Raw genomic sequence first — 18,029 nt, 5'->3', positions numbered from 1 at the left:
GCCCTGATGCTTTCAAATCGTTTCAACCGCTGGACTGTTGCCGCCATCGCCCTCATGGGCACAGCGATGGCAACCGTCCCCGGCAGGGTCCTGGCGCAGACGCCGGATCATCCCTCCGATACGGCGGCGCAGTTTCCGACCCGGAACGATCTGAAGTCGCTCACCACCGCCGGCAGCTATCTTGCCGCCCGCCATGCCAGCGTCGAGCGCGACGCCGCTTCCGCCGCCGCGTTCTATCGCTCGGCGCTGCGCACTGATCCCAAGAACAACGAACTGCTCGACCGCGCCTTCATCTCCTCCGTCGCCGACGGCGACATCGAGGAAGCGGTCAAGCTCGCCGAGCGCATCCTCACCATCGACAAGACCAACCGCGTCGCGCGTCTCGTCGTCGGTGTGCATGATCTCAAGGTGAAGAAATACGCAGCCGCGCAGACCAACATCAACCAGTCGATCCGCGGCCCGATCACCGATCTCGTCGCCACGCTGCTGTCGGGGTGGGCTGCCTACGGCGCGGGCGATGCCAAGGGCGGCGTCGCCACCATCGACAAGCTGGCAGGTCCGGAATGGTATCCGCTTTTCAAGGATCTTCATGCTGGCATGATCCTCGAGCTCGCGGGCAAGGAGAAGGACGCCGGCGCCCGTTTCGAGCGCGCCTACAAGCTCGACGATTCCATGCTGCGCGTGACCGAGGCCTATGCGCGCTGGCTGTCGCGCAACAAGGATTCCGCCGCCGCGACCACGGTCTATCAGGCCTTCGACAAGAAGCTCGCGCGCCATCCGCTGATCCAGGAGGGCCTGCGTGAGACCAAGGCCGGCAAGAAGATGCCGCCGCTGGTCGATTCGGCGCAGGCCGGCGCTGCCGAGGCGCTCTACGGTATCGGCGCGACGCTGACTCGCCGCGGCGGCGAGGATCTGGCCCTGGTCTATCTCCAGCTCTCGCTCTATCTGCAGCCGACGCATCCGCTGGCGCTGCTCTCGCTCGCCGATCTCTACGAATCGGTGAAGCGGCCGCAGATGGCGATCAAGGTCTATGAGCGCGTGCCCGCGACATCGCCGCTGAAGCGTAACGCGCAGATTCAGCTCGCCATTGACCTCGATTCCGCCGACCGCACCGACGAGGCGATCAAGATCCTCAAGGGCGTCACCGCGGAGGACCCTAAGGATCTCGAAGCCATCATGGCGCTCGGCAATATCGAGCGCGGCCGCAAGAAGTTCGGCGATTGCGGCGCGACCTACTCGCGCGGGGTCGACGTGCTGCCGGCCGGCAACGACAAGGCCAACAGCGTCTGGTACTATTATCGCGGCATCTGCGAGGAGCGCTCCAAGGAGTGGGCCAAGGCCGAGGCCGACATGAAGAAGGCGCTCGAGCTGCAGCCAGACCAGCCGCATGTGCTCAACTATCTCGGCTATTCCTGGATCGACCAGGGCGTGAATCTCGACGAAGGCATGAAGATGATCAAGCGCGCCGTCGAGCAGCGTCCCGACGACGGCTATATCGTCGACTCCCTCGGCTGGGCCTATTACCGCATCGGCAATTACGAAGAGGCGGTGAAGAACCTCGAGCGCGCGATCGACCTCAAGCCGGAAGATCCGACCATCAACGATCACCTTGGCGATGCCTATTGGCGCGTCGGCCGCACGCTGGAAGCCAAATTCCAGTGGGCGCATGCCCGCGATCTCAAGCCCGAGCCGGAGGAGCTTCCGAAGATCGAGGCGAAGATCGCCAACGGCCTCAGCGAGGACAACGCGAACTCTTCGGCCGCGCAGGCGGACAAGAAGAAGGACGACGGCAAGGGCGGCTAGTCTTGCGCATGATCCGGAAAAGTGTGTAGCGGTTTTCCGACAAGATCATGCGCGACAAGGAACTGAAGTTGGGGGCGTGTCGCCGATGCCGGCGTTGATTGAAGAAGGACGGGCGAAGGTCAATTTGAGCCTTCGCGTCGTCGGACGTCGTGCCGACGGCTATCATGATCTCGAAAGCGTGGTCGCGTTTGCCGACTGCGCCGACCGGCTGACGCTGGAGCCGGCTGGCGAGCTGAAGCTCACCACCACCGGGCCGCTGGCCGCGGCCTGCGGCGATACCTCCGACAATCTCGTGTTCAAGGCCGCCAAGCTGCTGGCCGAGGCGGTGCCGAACCTGAAGCTCGGCGCGTTCGCGCTCGACAAGGTGCTTCCCGTGGCAGCCGGCATCGGCGGTGGCTCGGCCGACGCCGCGGCGGCGCTGCGGCTCCTGGCGCGTCTCAACGATCTGTCGCTCGATGATCCCCGCCTGCAGAAGGTCGCGCTCGCGACCGGCGCCGACGTGCCGGTGTGCCTGTTCTCGCGCGCCTGCGACATGACCGGCGTGGGCGAGCAGCTGCTGCCGCTCGAGCTGCCCAGCATGCCCTGCGTGATGGTCAATCCCCGCGTGCCTGTCGCCACCAAGGATGTTTTCAAGGAGCTCGGCCTGCGCAACGGCGAGCTCCTGGTCGGCGCCACCTCGGTTCTGGGAGCTCCGGCCTGGCCGGAGGAGGGCGGGTCGATCGCCGATTGGGTCGAGGTTCTCGAAAGCGTTCCCAACGATCTCGAAGCGCCTGCGTTGCGGATCGAGCCCGTGATCGGCGAAGTGCTGCAGGCGCTGCGTGACTCCGCCGGCGTCAAGCTGGCCCGTATGTCGGGCTCCGGCGCAACGTGCTTTGCGATCTATGGGTCGCCCGCCGATGCGCATGCTGCGGCCGAAAGGATCCGGCGCGACCATCCCGGCTGGTGGGTGCATGCGGGGACATTGAGCTAGGTGCGTCTCCAAAGGCTACGCCGTAGGATGGGCAAAGGCGCGCTTGCGCCGTGCCCACGACATTTCTGATACGGTGACACAGCGTGGGCACGCTTCGCTTTGCCCACTCTACGGCAGCAGAGCTAGTTGCTGCCGTCTTCGGCCAATCCCAAAAACCGCCGGATCTCGCCCAGCACCTCGTCCGGCTTGTCGTGCTGCAGCCAGTGTCCCGCCCCGGCGATGGTCTCGATGCGCGCGTTCTGGAAATAGCGCTCCAGGCCCGCCGCTCTGGCACCGGCCAAGAAGCTCTCGCCGGCATTGAGCAGCAGCGTCGGGCAGGCGATGCGGGACCACAGCGCGACGTGATCGTCCGGCCAGAGCCGGTGCGGCGCCGAGGCGCGCTGATAGGGATCGAACTTCCAGCTATAGGTGCCGTCCTCGTTCTGCCGCGCGCCGTGCGTTGCAAGATGCAGCGCGAGGTCGCGGGCGAGGCGCTTGTTGTGAAGCACCATCTGCGCCGCTGCGTCCTCCAGGGTCGCATAGCGACGCGGCGTGCGGTCGTGAAGCTTGTCGAGCTGGGCGACCCATTTGCCGATGCGCTCGTGCACCGGCGGTTTCGGCGTGTCCGGCAGCATCGTCACGCCGTCGAGCACGACCAGCTTCTTGACGTGCTCCGGAAACGCCCCCGAGAAGATCAGGCTCACCATGCCGCCCATCGAGTGGCCGATCAGCGTGACCTCGGTTGCAGCGATGACGCGGAGGAGCTGGGTGAGATCGTAGACATATTCGGTCAGGGCGTAGCTGCCGCCGCGGGTCCAGTCGGAATCGCCGTGGCCGCGCAGGTCGGGTGCGACCACGTGAAAATGCGGCTGCAGCGACCGGGCGATGCCGTCCCAGCTTCGGCAATGATCGCGGCCGCCATGGACCAGGATGAGAGGCGGCGCGCTCTCGTTGCCCCAATCGGCGTAATGTAGCCGCAGACCGTGGGACTCGTAGAAGCAGCTTTTCGGAGCGGGCATCACGGCGCTATCCATTCGCCGGCCGCCGAGCCAGTGCGAGCGACAGGCCGAGGCCCGCGATGAAGACGCCGGAGCCCTGGGTGAGATGGCGCATCAGATGCGGCCGTCCGACCAGCTGCGTGCGGGTTGCGGAGGCCATCAGCACCACGATGATATCGGCGAGCGTGTTCAACGCGACCGAGATTGCGCCGAGCATGATGAACTGCAGTGTGGGGCTCGATCCCGCGGGATCGAGGAACTGCGGGATGAAGGCAAGGAAGAACGCGGCGGTCTTCGGGTTCAGCGCCTCGACCAGCACGCCGTCGCGGAACGCGCGCTTGTCGCCGGTGCTTTCGCTCTCCAGCGGCAGCGCGCGGCCGGCGCTGCGAAAGGTCTTGATGCCGAGCCAAACCAGATAGAGCGCGCCGACGAACTTCACGGCGGCAAACAGCTCGGCGCTCGCAAGGATGATGGCGGAGATGCCGAGGCTGCCGGCGACCACGTGAACCAGCCCACCCAGTGCCGTGCCCGCAGTCGATGCAAAGCCGTTGGCCCGTCCTTCCGACAAGGTTCGTGCGGCGACGTAGAAGATGCCGGGGCCGGGGACCGCGGCGATGAGACAGGCCGCGGCGAGGAACAGCCAGAAATTGGTTTCGATCATCCCGTTTTCGTAACGGAGCGGGCCGCGATTGCAAGGCCTGTTGTTCAAAGTCCTCTCGCTCAAAGCCTCTCGTTCAGCCCGTGCGGCGGAAGATCACGCTGGCATTCACCCCGCCGAAGCCGAAGCCGTTGGAGATGGCGTGCTGCATCGCCATTGGCCGCGCGCTGCCCGAGACGATGTCGATGCCGTCGGCGCCCGCGTCGGGGTCTTCCAGATTGAGGGTCGGCGGCGCGATCTGGTCGCGCAAGGCGAGCACCGTGAAGATCGCCTCAAGGCCGCCGGCGGCGCCGAGCAGATGACCGGTGGCGGATTTGGTCGCGCTCACCGCGATGCCGCGGTTGCGGCCGAACAGCGCGGCGATGGCGCCGAGCTCGCTCTCGTCGCCAGCCGGCGTCGAGGTCGCATGTGCGTTCAGATGCTGCAGATCAACGGGTGCAAGCTTGGCCTGCCGGAGCGCGATCTCCATGGCGCGGCGGGCGCCCTCGCCATCGGGCGGGCCCGACGTCATGTGATAGGCATCCGCGGTGGTGCCGTAGCCGACGATCTCCGCAAGCGGCGTGGCGCCGCGCGCCAGCGCGTGCTCGAGCTCTTCGACCACCAGGATTCCGGCACCTTCGCCCATGACAAAACCGTCGCGCTTCCGATCGAATGGGCGCGAGGCGCGCGCGGGCTCGTCGTTGAATCCGCTCGACAGCGCCCGCGCCGCGGCAAAGCCGCCGAGGCTGACGATATCGATGCAGGCCTCCGCGCCGCCGCAGATCGCGACATCGGCTTCGCCCGCACGGATCATGCGCGCGGCATCGCCGATCGCCTGCACGCCGGCGGCGCAGGCGGTGACCGGCGTGCCCAGCGCACCCTTGTAGCCGTATTTGATCGAGACGTGGCCGGCGGCGAGATTGGCCAGGAACGAGGGGATCGTGAACGGCGAGAGCCGGCGCGCGCCGCGCTGCTCGGTGATGCGCACCGCCTCCGCCATCGCCGGGAAGCCGCCGACACCGGATGCGATGATCGTCGCGGTGCGTTCCAGCGCGCTCGCGTCCTGCGGCGTCCATCCGGCCTGTGCGACCGCTTCGGCCGTGGCGAGCAGGGCGAACAGGATGAAGCGGTCCATCTTGCGCTGGTCTTTTGGCGCGGCAGCATTGGATGGATCGAATCCACCCTCGGCGTCATCGGCCTTGTCGGGCACGAGGCCGGCAATGCGCGCAGGCAGCGCCTGCGACCATTCGGGCAGCGGGCGCAGCCCGCTCTGGCCGGCGAGCAGCCGGCGCCACGACAATTCGACACCGCAGCCGAGCGGCGACACCGCGCCCATTCCTGTCACGACGATACGACGCATGTCAGTCTCCGGCCGGCGCGACCGCCGGGTTCATGGCCTTGAGCGAAGCGAGCCGCGCACGCATCCCGCGGCTGGCACGCGGACCTGCGACAACGACCGCGTTGGCGAGCGTGATCGGCTGCATGTCGCTGGCGTCCACCACCACCGGATCGAACGGGCGACGATCGTCGCGGTTCGCCAGCACGATGGATTCGCCCTTTGGCGCCAGATGCCTGTTGCCCCAGGCCAGCAGCGCCACGACCACGGGAAAGAAATCCCGCGCCTTGTCCGTCAGCACATATTCGTAACGCGGCGGGCGTTCGTTGTAGCGGCGACGCACGAACATGCCGCTCGCGGTGAGATGCGCGAGCCGCCGCGACAGGATGTTCGGCGCGATTCCGAGGCTCTGCGAGAACTCGTCAAACCGCGTCGCACCCTGGAACGCGTCCCGCAGGATCAGAATGCTCCACCACTCGCCGACGGTCTCGACCGCGCGGCCGACAGGGCATTCCAGGATGGAGGGGGATTTGGGCTGCATGGCAGCAAGTTAGGTTAGTAACTTGCAAAAAGCAAGTAACTGGTTCCGCAGATGCGGACCGCGAGAATGCGGCGGCTATGGTGATGAGCGGTGGCTGTCGAACAAACAACTCTCGTGCCCCGGACGCAGCGCAGCGCCTCCTGGCGATGCGCTGCAGAGCCGGGGTCCATGTTGACGAGAGCCGTGCATGTCGCGTGGGTCCCGGCTCTGCGCAGCAGCGTTTCACGCTGCAGCGCGTCCGGGACATGAGAAGCAGCGGTGTCGCCTCACAACGACGATGTTGGTGTAGCGGGCGTTTATCTAGGACCGTCACCCTGAGGCGCTCGCCCGGCGACGCGACAGCGTCGCCGGGCGAGCCTCGAAGGGCGACGCCCGGCTGCATCTCGGCCGTGCATCCTTCGAGGCTCCTGGCGCGATGCTTCGCATCGTGCCATTCGCGCCTCAGGATGACGGGGTTGGCAGAACTGGAATGGTTGCTGGGCAGCAGCGCCTAATGCGAGCGTGCCAGGCAGAACGCCACGACCTGCTCCAGCGCGCTCTTCATCGGCGAGGCCGGGAACAGCGCCAGCGCGTCCACCGCCATGGCGCCGTAATGCTGGGCGCGGCTGATTGTGTCCTCCAGCGCGCGGTGCTTGTTCATCAGGCCGATGGCGTGATCGAGGTCGCTGTCGCCGATCTCGCCGCGCTCCAGCGCCCGGATCCAGAACGCGCGCTCGGTGTCGTTGCCGCGGCGGAAGGCGAGCACGACGGGCAGCGTGATCTTGCCCTCGCGGAAATCGTCGCCGGTGTTCTTGCCGAGCTTGGCGCTCTTGCCGCCGTAATCGAGCACGTCGTCGACGAGCTGGAAGGCGATGCCGAGATTCATGCCGACCGAGCGGCAGGCGGTCTGCTCGGCCTTCGGGCGGTTGGCGATGACGGGGCCGACCTCGCAAGCCGCGGCGAACAGCTCGGCGGTCTTGCCGCGGATCACGGCGAGATATTCGTCCTCGGTGGTGGCGGTGTTCTTGGCGGCGGCGAGCTGCATCACCTCGCCCTCGGCGATGGTGGCGGCGGCCGCGGAGAGGATGTCGAGGGCGCGGAGCGAGCCGACCTCGACCATCATGCGGAAGGCCTGGCCGAGCAGGAAGTCGCCGACCAGGACGCTCGCCTCGTTGCCCCAGAGCATGCGCGCCGACAGCTTGCCACGCCGCATCTCGCTTTCGTCCACGACGTCGTCATGGAGCAGCGTGGCGGTATGCATGAACTCGACGGAGGCGGCGAGCTTGATGTGGCCGTCGCCGGTGTAGCCGGCGAGGTTGGCCATGGCGAGCGTCAGCATCGGCCGCAGCCGCTTGCCGCCGGAGGAGATCAGATGGTTGGCCACTTCCGGGATCATGGTCACGTCCGAACCGGTCCGAGACAGGATCGTGGCGTTGACGCGCTCCATGTCAGGGGCGACAAGGGCCACCAGCTCTTCGATCGACGCGCCGGGAGTTTCGAAAGGTACGATGACGGCCACGCCGGTCTCCAATATTTGCCCCGGAAGGGCTATTCTGACGGAAAGACAATAGAAACTGCAGGCGGATGCGGCAAGTGCTGCGGAACCATTGACATTTGCCGCTTGACCCCCCTCAGGCAGGAGACCCTTGATTTGCGCGAACTGGTTCGGACCAACGATATCGTGCTGGTATCGGCGATCGGCGCGCTGCTCGACGGCGCCAACATCCATCATCTGGTACTGGACCAGAACATGAGCATCATCGAGGGCTCGCTCGGCATTTTGCCGCGGCGGATCCTGGTTCACGAGGACGACGCCCAGGAGGCGCGGGCGCTCCTCACCGAGGCCGGCCTCAGCCACGAACTGCGCGGCGATGAGTGAGGCCGCAGATATGACCGAGGACGCCTTTCTCGGCGGCCAGTTGCGCCTGAGGCAGAAGCGGAGCGGCCATCGCGCCGGGCATGATGCCATCCTGCTTGCGGCCGCGACGGAGGCCCGGGCAGGGGACCGTGTGGTCGATTTCGGCGCAGGTATCGGCACGGCCGGGCTGGCGCTGGCCTGCCGCATTCCCGGTATCAGGCTCGGCCTGGTCGAGTTCGATCCGGAGCTGGCCGCGCTCGCGCGCGACAACGCGGCGGCGAACGCGATTGCCGCCGAGACCATCGTGCTCGACGTCACGGCCGACGCAGAGACCTTTGCGTCAAACGGGCTGCCGCCCGACAGCGTCGACGTGGTGCTGATGAATCCACCCTTCAACGATCCGGCCCGGCATCGCGGCTCGCCGGATCAGCTGCGTCACAGCGCGCATGTGGCAACGGAGCAGACGCTGCATGCGTGGGTGCATGCAGCGCGGCGTGTCCTCCGATCGAACGGCGCGCTGACATTGATCTGGCGTGCTGATGGAATCGCCGATGTTCTGGCGGCACTGTCGCGTGGCTTCGGCAGCCTCGCGATCCTGCCGGTTCACGGAGAGACGGGGCGGCCCGCGATCCGCGTGCTGGTACGTGCGGTCAAAGGCGGCCGGGCCCCGACACGATTGCTGCCGGGCCTCATGCTCAACGACGAGTCAGGCGTGTCAAAAAACGAATTGACGAAGATTATGGAGGGGAGAGCGGCCTTGCCGCTGGTGGAACCGTGACGGCCTACTGGGGAAGCGATTCCGACTGTTGCTCTTGCGGAGTGGTCAGGCGGATCGCCATGAACAATGCACCGATCAGCAGCATCAGCAGGTAGATTTTCATGGTGTTCTCCGCTGCCTCATTGCAGCCTCCCAACGGAAATTCTGCAAAACACGTTCCAGGCACTTCCAATGACAGTCGCGTGATAAGAAATGGTTAATCAGAGGTAACGGCATGGCCGAACAGTTGAACGATCGTGAGAGTTCCGGCCTGGCCGACAAGCTCATGCAATATCTGCCGGCGCGCTTCCGCCCCGGTACGGCGGTCGTGCCGGTGGTGCGGCTGTCGGGTGTGATCGGCGCGGTGACGCCGCTGCGCCCGGGCCTGACGCTCGCCGGCGTCGCCAGGGTGCTGGAGCGCGCGTTTTCGTATCGACACGCCAAGGCGGTGGCGCTGGTGATCAATTCGCCCGGTGGCTCGCCGGTGCAGTCGCGCCAGATCTACCTGCGCATCAAGCAGCTCGCGGCGGAGAAGAAGCTGCCGGTGCTCGTATTCGTCGAGGACGTTGCGGCCTCCGGCGGCTACATGATCGCCTGCGCCGGCGACGAGATCATCTGCGATCCCTCCTCGATCCTCGGCTCGATCGGCGTGGTCGGCGGCAGCTTCGGTTTCCAGGAGGCGATCAAGCGGCTCGGCATCGAGCGGCGCCTCTACACCGCCGGCGCGCACAAGGCGATGCTCGATCCGTTCCTGCCCGAGAACCCCGACGACGTCGCCAAGCTGAAGGCGCTTCAGCGCGAGATCCATCAGATCTTCATTTCGCTGGTGAAGGACAGTCGCGGCGCGCGCCTCAAGGGCTCCGACGACACCCTGTTCACGGGAGAATACTGGGCCGGCGAGAGTTCGGTCGCGCTCGGGCTCGCCGACAGCATCGGCGATCTCCGCTCAACTCTTCGTGCCCGCTATGGCGAGAAGGTTCTCACCCCCGTGATTGCGCAGCCGACCGGCTTGCTGTCCGGCCTTCTGGGGCGGAAATCGCCCGGCGCGGGGCAACTTTCGGCCATGGAATCAATGGCCGGGCTGCCGGATGAGCTGATCTCGGCGGTCGAGACGCGGGCGATTTGGGCGAAATTCGGGTTCTAGGCTGGGCCCTCCCGCGCCATTTGGTCCGAGGGCGCCCAATTGCGGCGCGGCCCCGACTGCGCGAGAATGCACGTGGGGGCTGAGCACTAGACAAGGATCGACCGATGCCGCCGTTCGTTGCATTTGCGGGCGTCCTGGGCGGGCTTGCCGTGGTCCGCTGGGCCTACAAGACCGCTGTCAGGATCAACCTGGAGCTGGAGGAGATGCGCCTGTCGCGCGTCGCTGAAGCCGCCCACATGGGGAACATCCAGACGCTGAAGCGTGATCCCGCGACCGGGGCTTATAGGCCGGGTTAGCTAGCGCCTTTCCATTTGCACCGTCATTCCGGGGCGGTCCAAAGGACCGGACCCGGAATCTCGAAATTCCGGGTTCGATGCTGCGCATCGCCCCGGAATGACAGCCATTTCCGCCCCCTTTGCCTTGATTCCCACCCCCGCCGTCGATACGGTCCCGCGCGATTCAAAACCCCCGCGAGAGCCTGATCTGACGATGGACGCCTCATTGCCCGCCCATATGCGCCCGGAACGCTCGTTCCAGGGCTTTATCCTCGCGCTCCAGCGGTTCTGGGCCGAGCAGGGCTGCGTGATCCTGCAGCCCTACGACATGGAAATGGGCGCAGGCACCTTCCATCCGGCGACAACGCTGCGTGCGCTCGGGCCAAAACCCTGGAACGCCGCCTATGTGCAGCCCTCGCGCCGGCCCAAGGACGGCCGCTACGGCGAGAATCCGAACCGGATGCAGCACTACTACCAGTTCCAGGTGATCATGAAGCCGTCGCCGCCGAACCTGCAGGAGCTGTACCTGAAGTCGCTCGCGGCGATCGGCATCGATTCCGCCGTGCACGACATCCGCTTCGTCGAAGACGATTGGGAGAGCCCGACGCTGGGCGCCTGGGGTCTCGGCTGGGAGTGCTGGTGCGACGGCATGGAAGTCAGCCAGTTCACTTACTTCCAGCAGGTCGCCGGCTTCGAATGTTCGCCGGTTGCGGGCGAGCTCACCTACGGGCTCGAGCGCCTCGCGATGTATGTGCAGGGCGTCGACCGCGTCTACGACCTCAACTTCAACGGCCGCGACGGCGATGCCAAGGTCACCTATGGCGACGTCTTCCTGCAGGCCGAGCAGGAATATTCGCGGCACAATTTCGAATATGCCGACACCGCGATGCTGTTCGAGCAGTTCAGGATGGCGGAAGGCGCCTGCAGGAAATATCTCGACGCCGGCTGGCGCGACGGCGGCAACAAGAAGCAGCACCTGATGGCGCTGCCCGCCTATGACCAGTGCATCAAGGCGAGCCATGTCTTCAACCTGCTCGACGCGCGCGGCGTGATCTCCGTGACCGAGCGGCAGAGCTACATTTTGCGCGTTCGCGAATTGGCAAAAGCCTGCGGCGAGGCCTGGATCCACACTGAAGCGGGCGGAGCGGCCTGATGCCCGATCTTTTGCTTGAACTGTTCTCCGAAGAAATTCCCGCGCGCATGCAGGCGAAGGCGGCCGACGATCTGCGCCGCCTCGTCACCGACAAGCTCGTCGCCGAAGGCCTGGTCTACGAGGGCGCGAAGGCCTTCGCGACGCCGCGCCGTCTTGCGCTCACCGTGCACGGTATCCCAGCGCGCCAGCCTGATCTCAAGACCGAGCGCCGCGGACCGAAGGTCGGCGCGCCCGATGCGGCCGTGCAGGGCTTCCTGAAGGCGACGGGTTTGAAGTCGCTGGACGAAGCCAAGATCCAGCGCGACCCCAAGGGCGATTTCTACATCGGCCTGATCGAGAAGCCCGGACGCGACGCGATCGACGTGCTCGCCGAGATTCTGCCCGTCATCATTCGCACCTTCCCCTGGCCGAAATCGATGCGCTGGGGCGCGGGTTCGGGCAAGCCGGGCTCGCTGAACTGGGTGCGCCCGCTGCACGCGATCACCGCGACCTTCGGGCTCGAGACCGAAGAGCCCGATGTCGTGAAGTTCGAGGTGGACGGCATCGAAGCCGGCCAGACTACCTATGGCCATCGCTTCCTCGCGCCAGGTGCCATTCAAGTGCGCCGCTTCGAGGACTATGAGGCGAAGCTGCTCGACGCGAAAGTCGTGCTCGACCCGGAGCGCCGCAAGGACGCGATCCTCACCGACGCCAGGCAGCTTGCGTTCGCGCAAGGCTTCGAGCTGGTCGAGGACCAGAACCTGCTCGACGAAGTCGCCGGCCTCGTCGAATGGCCGGTCGTGCTGATGGGCTCGTTCGAGCCGGAATTCCTGGCGACGCCGGCAGAGGTGATCCGCGCCACCATCCGCAACAATCAGAAGTGCTTCGTGGTGCGCGACCCCAAGACGGGCAAGCTCGCCAACAAGTTCATTCTCGTCGCCAACATCGAGGCGACCGATGGCGGTGCAACTATCATTGCCGGCAACGAGCGCGTGATCCGCGCCCGGCTGTCGGATGCGAAGTTCTTCTACGAGACCGACCTCAAGACCAAGCTCGAGGAGCGGCTGCCGAAGTTCGAGCAGATCGTGTTCCACGAGAAGCTCGGCACGCAGGCCGCGCGCATCAAGCGCATCGAGCGTCTTGCAGCCGAGATCGCGCCGCTGGTCGGCGCCGACGTCGCCAAGGCCACGCGCGCTGCGCATCTGGCGAAAGCGGATTTGCTGACGGAGGTCGTCGGCGAATTCCCGGAAGTGCAGGGCCTGATGGGCAAGTACTACGCGCTGGCTCAGGGCGAGGACGCCTCCGTCGCCGCCGCTTGCGAGGAGCATTACAAGCCGCAAGGGCCGACGGACCGCGTGCCGACCGATCCGGTCAGCGTTGCGGTCGCGCTTGCGGACAAGATCGATACCTTGGTTGGGTTCTGGGCCATCGACGAGAAGCCGACAGGCAGCAAGGATCCCTATGCGCTGCGTCGTGCGGCGCTGGGCGTGATCAGGTTGATCGCCGAGAACGCACTGCGTCTGTCGCTGATGAAGGTGGCGGCGTCCGCGCTCGCCGGCTTGTCGGTGAAGCCGGCCGATGCGCAGAAGCTTCCGAGCGATCTGCTCGCCTTCTTCGCCGACCGCCTCAAGGTCCAGCTCCGCGAGCAGGGCGCGCGGCACGATCTCGTCGACGCCGTGTTCGCGCTCGGCGGCCAGGACGACCTCCTGATGATCGTTCGCCGCGTCGAGGCGCTCGGCAAATTCCTCGAGACCGACGACGGCAAGAACCTGCTTGCCGGCATCAAGCGCGCCAGCAATATCCTCGGCATCGAGGAGAAGAAGGACAAGCGCACGTTCGATGGTGCGCCCGATGCTGCGCTCTACGGCCTCGATGAGGAGAAGGCGCTGGCGAAGGCGATCGGCGAGGTGAAGGCGGAGGCAAGTGCCGCCGTCGCCAAGGAGGATTTTGCCGCCGCGATGAGCGCGATGGCAAAGCTGCGTCCGCCGGTCGATGCGTTCTTCGACAAGGTTCGCGTCAACGACGACGATGCGAAGGTGCGCGAGAACCGCCTGAAGCTCCTGAACGAGATCCGCAGCGCCACACGCGCGGTGGCGGATTTCTCGAAGATCCAGGATTGAGGCCGCGGCCGCGCGGCTCTCGTGCCCCGGATGCAGCGCAGCGCTTCTGAGCGGTGCGCTGCAGAGCCGGGGCCCACGCTGGCCACGTGCTCGGGACCCCTGGGTCCCGGGTCGCGCTTCGCTTGCCCGGGACACGATACCCAAAAAAAGCGCCCCACCCGGCGGGGGGAAGACCGGGCGGGGCCTGATGTCCGATTTACACTGCTCGCGCCAGCCTGATTGAAGTGACGCGCCGGACATCTAGTCGATCAATGCCAATCGCCGATCAGTGCTAGTCCAGCACCTCGACGATGCGGCGCGAGCGCGGCTCGACCAGCACGGTCTCGCCGTTCACGACGGTGTAGCGGTAAGTGGTGGCGCCGAAGCGTTGCGGCACGTCATAATAAGTGACGCCGCTTTCGGGTAAGGTGGCACCGACCACGATGCGATCCGGAATCCGGAAGGGCGGCACACGCTGTTCGACGACATATTCGCGGAAGGCCGGCCGCTGGTCGGCCGCAATGGTCGGGGCGCTGTCGACCACGGCGGGCGCGCGTCCGACGGTGACACCGCTTTGCGCCTGCGCCGCAAGGGACGAGCCGATCGCGGCCGCGAGTGCTGCAAGAGCAAGAATCCTGTTCCGCATGGGCAACTCCTTCGACGTGATTCCTTCGACGTGATTTCATTTTCGGACGCGTCGATGACGCGACCGGTTGGCCAATGCACGCCCCCTTCGCAATGTTCCGGGAAAAGGCCCGCCGTATCAGCGGCAATTTCAGGCAGATTTCGTGGGCGCCGGAACTCGCAGCGCCCTTCGAGCGTCTCTACTCGCGGAACCGGGACCGGTATGATCCGCCCGCGATTCGCCCCACCTCCACAGAAAGATAGTTCATGCACATCACCGTCGCCCACATTTCGCCGATCCTGTCGTTGATTGCGGGCGTGCTCATCCTGATCATGCCGCGGCTTCTCAACCTGATTGTCGCGATCTTCCTCATCGTGAATGGCGCGATCGGGCTCGGGCTCCTGAAGTGGCTCCGCTTCTAGGCGTCACTTTTCGGAACTGTCCGTCTTGCGCGGGCCCGCCCAAAATGGTGTAAGGCCCGCGAATTCCCATTCCTCTCGCAGGTTGTGTGCAAGCTATGGCCAAAGCCGCCTCGAAGCCCAATAAAACTGCAGTGAAATCAAAGCCTTCTGCCAAGGCGAAAGCCGCGCCGGCGGCCCGCAAGGCGCTCGCCAAGAGCGCGCCCAAGCCGGTCGCCAAAGCTGCCGCGAAGGCTGCGCCCAAGCCCGCTGTGAAGGCTGTGACCAAGGCGGCTCTGCCGAAGGTCGCGGCCAAGCCTGCGCCGAAGAAGGCTGCACCAGTCAAGGCGGCGCCGGCTGCCGGCAAGGCCGGCAAATGGGTCTACACGTTCGGTGACGGCAAGGCCGAGGGCCGCACGGAGATGCGCGACCTGCTCGGCGGCAAGGGCGCGAACCTGGCCGAGATGGCCAATCTGGGCCTGCCGGTGCCTCCCGGCTTCACCATCCCGACCTCGGTCTGCACCTATTTCTACGCGCACGACAAATCCTATCCGAAGGAATTGCAGTCGCAGGTCGAGAAGGCGCTCGACCATGTCGGCAAGCTGACCGGCAAGGTGTTCGGCGACACCAAGAATCCGCTGCTTGTCTCCGTGCGCTCCGGCGCCCGCGCCTCGATGCCGGGCATGATGGACACGGTGCTCAACCTCGGCCTCAACGACCGGACCGTGGAAGCGCTGTCGGAATTGTCGGGCGACCGCCGCTTCGCCTATGACAGCTATCGCCGCTTCATCACCATGTATTCGGACGTGGTGCTCGGCTTCGAGCATCATCACTTCGAGGAAATCCTCGACACCTTCAAGGACAGCCAGGGCTACACGCTCGATACCGACCTGTCCGCGGACGACTGGGTCGATCTGGTCGGCAAGTACAAGGACGCCGTTGCGCGCGAGACGGGCAAGGATTTCCCGCAGGATCCGCACGACCAGCTCTGGGGCGCGATCGGTGCCGTGTTCTCATCCTGGATGAACGCGCGCGCGGTGACTTACCGCAAGCTGCACGACATTCCCGAATCCTGGGGCACCGCGGTCAACGTGCAGGCCATGGTGTTCGGCAACATGGGCGAGACCTCGGCGACCGGCGTTGCCTTCACCCGCAACCCCTCGACCGGCGAAAGCAAGCTCTACGGTGAGTTCCTGATCAACGCGCAAGGCGAGGACGTGGTGGCGGGCATCCGCACGCCGCAGGACATCACCGAAGAGGCGCGCAAGGAATCCGGCTCAGACAAGGCGTCGATGGAAGCGGCGATGCCGGAGGCCTTCAAGGAGCTGACGCGGATCTACACGCAGCTCGAGAAGCACTACCGCGACATGCAGGACATGGAGTTCACGGTCGAGCAGGGCAAGCTCTGGATGCTCCAGACCCGCGGCGGCAAGCGCACCGCGAAGGCGGCGCTGCGCATCGCGGTCGAGCTCGCCAACGAAGGCCTGATCACCAAGAAGGAAGCGGTGATGCGGATCGATCCCGCTTCGCTCGACCAGCTGCTGCATCCGGCCATCGATCCCGGCGCCAAGCGCGACGTCATCGCGACCGGCCTGCCGGCTTCGCCAGGCGCTGCCTCCGGCGAGATCGTGTTCTCCTCGGATGAAGCGGCCAAGCTTCAGGCCGACGGGCGCAAGGTGATCCTGGTCCGCATCGAGACCAGCCCCGAAGACATCCACGGCATGCACGCCGCCGAAGGCATCCTGACCACGCGCGGCGGCATGACCTCGCACGCGGCGGTCGTCGCGCGCGGCATGGGCAAGCCCTGCGTCTCCGGCTGCGGCACCATCCGCGTCGATTACGGCCGCGGCACCATGAGCATCGGCTCGCGCAGCTTCAAGACCGGCGACGTCATCACCATCGACGGTTCGCTCGGTCAGGTGCTCGCCGGCCGCATGCCGATGATCGAGCCGGAGCTGTCCGGCGAGTTCGGCACGCTGATGAAGTGGGCCGACCAGGTCCGCAAGATCGGAGTCCGCGTCAATGGCGATACGCCGGAAGACGCCCGCACCGCGATCAAGTTCGGTGCGGAAGGCATCGGCCTCTGCCGCACCGAGCACATGTTCTTCGAAGAGACCCGCATCCGCACCGTGCGCGAGATGATCCTCTCCGAGGACGAGCAGTCACGCCGTGCCGCGCTCGCAAAGCTGCTGCCGATGCAGCGCGCCGATTTCGTCGAGCTGTTCGAGATCATGAAGGGCCTGCCCGTCACGATCCGTCTGCTTGATCCGCCGCTGCACGAGTTCCTGCCGCACACCCATGCCGAGGTCGAGGAAGTGGCGCGCGCCATGAACACCGACCCGCGGCGCCTCGCCGACCGCGCCCGCGAGCTCTCGGAGTTCAATCCGATGCTCGGCTTCCGCGGCTGCCGTATCGCGATCGCGTACCCCGAGATCGCCGAGATGCAGGCCCGCGCGATCTTCGAGGCAGCGGTCGAGGCCGAGAAGCGCACCGGCAAGGCCGTCGGCCTCGAGGTTATGGTGCCGCTGATCGCCACCAAGATGGAGCTCGACCTCGTCAAGGCGCGGATCGATGCCACCGCGCAGGCGGTGATGCGCGACACCGGCACCAAGCTCGCCTATCAGGTCGGCACCATGATCGAGCTGCCGCGCGCCTGTTTGCTCGCGGCCGAGATCGCGCAGTCGGCCGAGTTCTTCTCGTTCGGCACCAACGACCTGACGCAGACCACCTATGGGATCAGCCGCGACGATGCCGCGAGCTTCCTCGGCACCTATGTGTCCAAGGGCATCCTCCCGATCGATCCCTTCGTCGCGCTCGACCAGGAAGGCGTCGGTGAGCTCGTCAAGATCGGCGTCGCGCGCGGCCGCAAGACGCGGCCGAAGCTCAAGGTCGGCATCTGCGGCGAGCACGGCGGCGATCCCGCTTCCGTCGCCTTCTGCCACAATATCGGCCTCGACTACGTCTCCTGCTCACCCTACCGCGTGCCGATCGCCCGCCTCGCCGCGGCGCAAGCCGCGCTCGGCAAGGCGGTTGCGAGCCAGGCGTAAGTCAAAGCGCAAGATTGAGTTGAGAGAGGCGGGGCGCTGGCTCCGCCTCTTTTCATTTGAGATTACACTCTCGCCTATCAAGTCGGAGAAGCCGTTGGTGCCGTCATCCTGAGGTGCGAGCGGCGCGGTGCGCAGCGCCGCGCCGGGAGCCTCGAAGGATGAACGGCCGAGATGCAGCCGGGCCGTCGCCCTTCGAGGGCCGCTGAAGAAGCGGCCACCTCAGGGTGACGGGGAAGCGATGCGTTCGTCACTCTCGGCAGTGATTGAGCCGAGAAGCCACAGCGTACTGAACGCCCCACCTTCACGGAGCATGACAGCCGTGGTGTGGAAGCACTTTGCGCAACACCGGGAACTCATCGCGCGTCCCGTAATGATACGTGCGCGCAAGAGTTCCTTCACCATTCGCGTTGACCAGATGTTTACCGCTTCAGATGAGGCGCTATTTACCAAC

16 protein-coding genes are annotated in these 18,029 nt (G+C 65.8%); 10 read left to right on the top strand and 6 right to left on the bottom strand.

From position 1 onward, the window contains the following. The first annotated feature begins 6 nt into the window (after positions 1-6). Together TSA1_RS10415 and TSA1_RS10410 are read left to right on the top strand one after the other, a co-directional pair. Positions 7-1,803, top strand: coding sequence for a tetratricopeptide repeat protein (locus TSA1_RS10415; RefSeq protein ID WP_100176270.1), 1,797 nt, complete (start codon positions 7-9; stop codon positions 1,801-1,803). 85 nt (positions 1,804-1,888) lie between these two features. Further along, a complete protein-coding gene (locus TSA1_RS10410; RefSeq protein ID WP_174718847.1) occupies positions 1,889-2,773 on the top strand; it encodes a 4-(cytidine 5'-diphospho)-2-C-methyl-D-erythritol kinase in 885 nt (294 codons plus the stop codon). Between the two features lie 122 nt (positions 2,774-2,895). Here TSA1_RS10410 and TSA1_RS10405 read toward each other — a convergent pair whose 3' ends face one another. The 5 genes from TSA1_RS10405 to TSA1_RS10385 form a co-directional block, all read right to left on the bottom strand. Continuing rightward, positions 2,896-3,771, bottom strand: coding sequence for an alpha/beta fold hydrolase (locus tag TSA1_RS10405; RefSeq protein WP_174718846.1), 876 nt, complete (start codon positions 3,769-3,771; stop codon positions 2,896-2,898). Between the two features lie 7 nt (positions 3,772-3,778). After that, positions 3,779-4,411: a LysE family translocator gene (locus TSA1_RS10400; RefSeq protein WP_100176268.1), complete on the bottom strand. Its 633-nt coding sequence runs from the start codon at positions 4,409-4,411 to the stop codon at positions 3,779-3,781. A 73-nt stretch (positions 4,412-4,484) separates the two neighbouring features. After that, on the bottom strand, positions 4,485-5,747 hold the full coding sequence (fabF, locus tag TSA1_RS10395; protein WP_100176267.1) for a beta-ketoacyl-ACP synthase II: 1,263 nt from the start codon (positions 5,745-5,747) through the stop codon (positions 4,485-4,487). Position 5,748: 1 nt separating this feature from the next. Then, positions 5,749-6,264 carry a winged helix-turn-helix transcriptional regulator gene (locus TSA1_RS10390; protein WP_100176266.1) on the bottom strand — a complete coding sequence of 172 codons (516 nt, stop codon included), beginning with the start codon at positions 6,262-6,264 and terminating at the stop codon, positions 5,749-5,751. 490 nt (positions 6,265-6,754) lie between these two features. Further along, entirely contained in the window at positions 6,755-7,762 is a 1,008-nt protein-coding gene (locus TSA1_RS10385) for a polyprenyl synthetase family protein (RefSeq protein ID WP_100181067.1), read from the bottom strand. Positions 7,763-7,894: 132 nt separating this feature from the next. On the opposite strand from TSA1_RS10385, the gene TSA1_RS10380 reads away from it, so the two are divergent. The 6 genes from TSA1_RS10380 (at position 7,895) to glyS (ending at position 13,529) form a co-directional block, all read left to right on the top strand. After that, positions 7,895-8,122 carry a putative signal transducing protein gene (locus tag TSA1_RS10380; protein ID WP_097659764.1) on the top strand — a complete coding sequence of 76 codons (228 nt, stop codon included), beginning with the start codon at positions 7,895-7,897 and terminating at the stop codon, positions 8,120-8,122. Beyond that, positions 8,115-8,879 (top strand): tRNA1(Val) (adenine(37)-N6)-methyltransferase, encoded by a 765-nt coding sequence (locus TSA1_RS10375; RefSeq protein WP_100176265.1) that lies wholly within the window; start codon positions 8,115-8,117, stop codon positions 8,877-8,879. Before TSA1_RS10380 ends, TSA1_RS10375 begins: the two co-directional genes overlap by 8 nt. Positions 8,880-9,093: 214 nt before the next feature. Further along, positions 9,094-10,002: a S49 family peptidase gene (locus TSA1_RS10370; RefSeq protein ID WP_100176264.1), complete on the top strand. Its 909-nt coding sequence runs from the start codon at positions 9,094-9,096 to the stop codon at positions 10,000-10,002. Positions 10,003-10,106: 104 nt separating this feature from the next. Then, positions 10,107-10,298, top strand: a complete 192-nt coding sequence (locus TSA1_RS10365; protein WP_100176263.1) for a hypothetical protein — start codon at positions 10,107-10,109, stop codon at positions 10,296-10,298. 193 nt (positions 10,299-10,491) lie between these two features. Next, entirely contained in the window at positions 10,492-11,430 is a 939-nt protein-coding gene (locus TSA1_RS10360; RefSeq protein WP_100176262.1) for a glycine--tRNA ligase subunit alpha, read from the top strand. Further along, on the top strand, positions 11,430-13,529 hold the full coding sequence (glyS, locus tag TSA1_RS10355; protein ID WP_100176261.1) for a glycine--tRNA ligase subunit beta: 2,100 nt from the start codon (positions 11,430-11,432) through the stop codon (positions 13,527-13,529). The genes TSA1_RS10360 and glyS overlap by 1 nt, the downstream gene beginning before the upstream one ends. A 271-nt stretch (positions 13,530-13,800) precedes the next feature. On the opposite strand, the gene TSA1_RS10350 is transcribed toward glyS, so the two are convergent. After that, on the bottom strand, positions 13,801-14,154 hold the full coding sequence (locus TSA1_RS10350) for a DUF1236 domain-containing protein (RefSeq protein ID WP_100176260.1): 354 nt from the start codon (positions 14,152-14,154) through the stop codon (positions 13,801-13,803). Between the two features lie 245 nt (positions 14,155-14,399). Between TSA1_RS10350 and TSA1_RS10345 the strand changes: the two genes are divergently transcribed. Together TSA1_RS10345 and ppdK are read left to right on the top strand one after the other, a co-directional pair. Beyond that, a complete protein-coding gene (locus TSA1_RS10345) occupies positions 14,400-14,555 on the top strand; it encodes a DUF3096 domain-containing protein (RefSeq protein ID WP_008562090.1) in 156 nt (51 codons plus the stop codon). A gap of 95 nt (positions 14,556-14,650) precedes the next feature. Beyond that, positions 14,651-17,578 carry a pyruvate, phosphate dikinase gene (gene ppdK, locus TSA1_RS10340; RefSeq protein ID WP_174718845.1) on the top strand — a complete coding sequence of 976 codons (2,928 nt, stop codon included), beginning with the start codon at positions 14,651-14,653 and terminating at the stop codon, positions 17,576-17,578. Positions 17,579-18,029: the final 451 nt, after the last annotated feature.

The organism is Bradyrhizobium nitroreducens (assembly GCF_002776695.1).
In the GTDB taxonomy this organism is placed as follows: domain Bacteria; phylum Pseudomonadota; class Alphaproteobacteria; order Rhizobiales; family Xanthobacteraceae; genus Bradyrhizobium; species Bradyrhizobium nitroreducens.
The sequence above is the reverse complement of the archived record's forward strand: the minus strand, read 5'-3'. Positions and strand labels throughout refer to the sequence as shown.

What these genes read in the sequence shown, in the direction of transcription:
- TSA1_RS10415 (WP_100176270.1), top strand. Translation starts at nt 7, where the DNA reads ATGCTTTCAAATCGTTTCAACCGCTGGACTGTTGCCGCCATCGCCCTC.
- TSA1_RS10410 (WP_174718847.1), top strand. Translation starts at nt 1,889, where the DNA reads ATGCCGGCGTTGATTGAAGAAGGACGGGCGAAGGTCAATTTGAGCCTT.
- TSA1_RS10405 (WP_174718846.1), bottom strand. Translation starts at nt 3,771, where the DNA reads ATGCCCGCTCCGAAAAGCTGCTTCTACGAGTCCCACGGTCTGCGGCTA.
- TSA1_RS10400 (WP_100176268.1), bottom strand. Translation starts at nt 4,411, where the DNA reads ATGATCGAAACCAATTTCTGGCTGTTCCTCGCCGCGGCCTGTCTCATC.
- fabF (WP_100176267.1), bottom strand. Translation starts at nt 5,747, where the DNA reads ATGCGTCGTATCGTCGTGACAGGAATGGGCGCGGTGTCGCCGCTCGGC.
- TSA1_RS10390 (WP_100176266.1), bottom strand. Translation starts at nt 6,264, where the DNA reads ATGCAGCCCAAATCCCCCTCCATCCTGGAATGCCCTGTCGGCCGCGCG.
- TSA1_RS10375 (WP_100176265.1), top strand. Translation starts at nt 8,115, where the DNA reads ATGAGTGAGGCCGCAGATATGACCGAGGACGCCTTTCTCGGCGGCCAG.
- TSA1_RS10370 (WP_100176264.1), top strand. Translation starts at nt 9,094, where the DNA reads ATGGCCGAACAGTTGAACGATCGTGAGAGTTCCGGCCTGGCCGACAAG.
- TSA1_RS10365 (WP_100176263.1), top strand. Translation starts at nt 10,107, where the DNA reads ATGCCGCCGTTCGTTGCATTTGCGGGCGTCCTGGGCGGGCTTGCCGTG.
- TSA1_RS10360 (WP_100176262.1), top strand. Translation starts at nt 10,492, where the DNA reads ATGGACGCCTCATTGCCCGCCCATATGCGCCCGGAACGCTCGTTCCAG.
- glyS (WP_100176261.1), top strand. Translation starts at nt 11,430, where the DNA reads ATGCCCGATCTTTTGCTTGAACTGTTCTCCGAAGAAATTCCCGCGCGC.
- TSA1_RS10350 (WP_100176260.1), bottom strand. Translation starts at nt 14,154, where the DNA reads ATGCGGAACAGGATTCTTGCTCTTGCAGCACTCGCGGCCGCGATCGGC.
- TSA1_RS10345 (WP_008562090.1), top strand. Translation starts at nt 14,400, where the DNA reads ATGCACATCACCGTCGCCCACATTTCGCCGATCCTGTCGTTGATTGCG.
- ppdK (WP_174718845.1), top strand. Translation starts at nt 14,651, where the DNA reads ATGGCCAAAGCCGCCTCGAAGCCCAATAAAACTGCAGTGAAATCAAAG.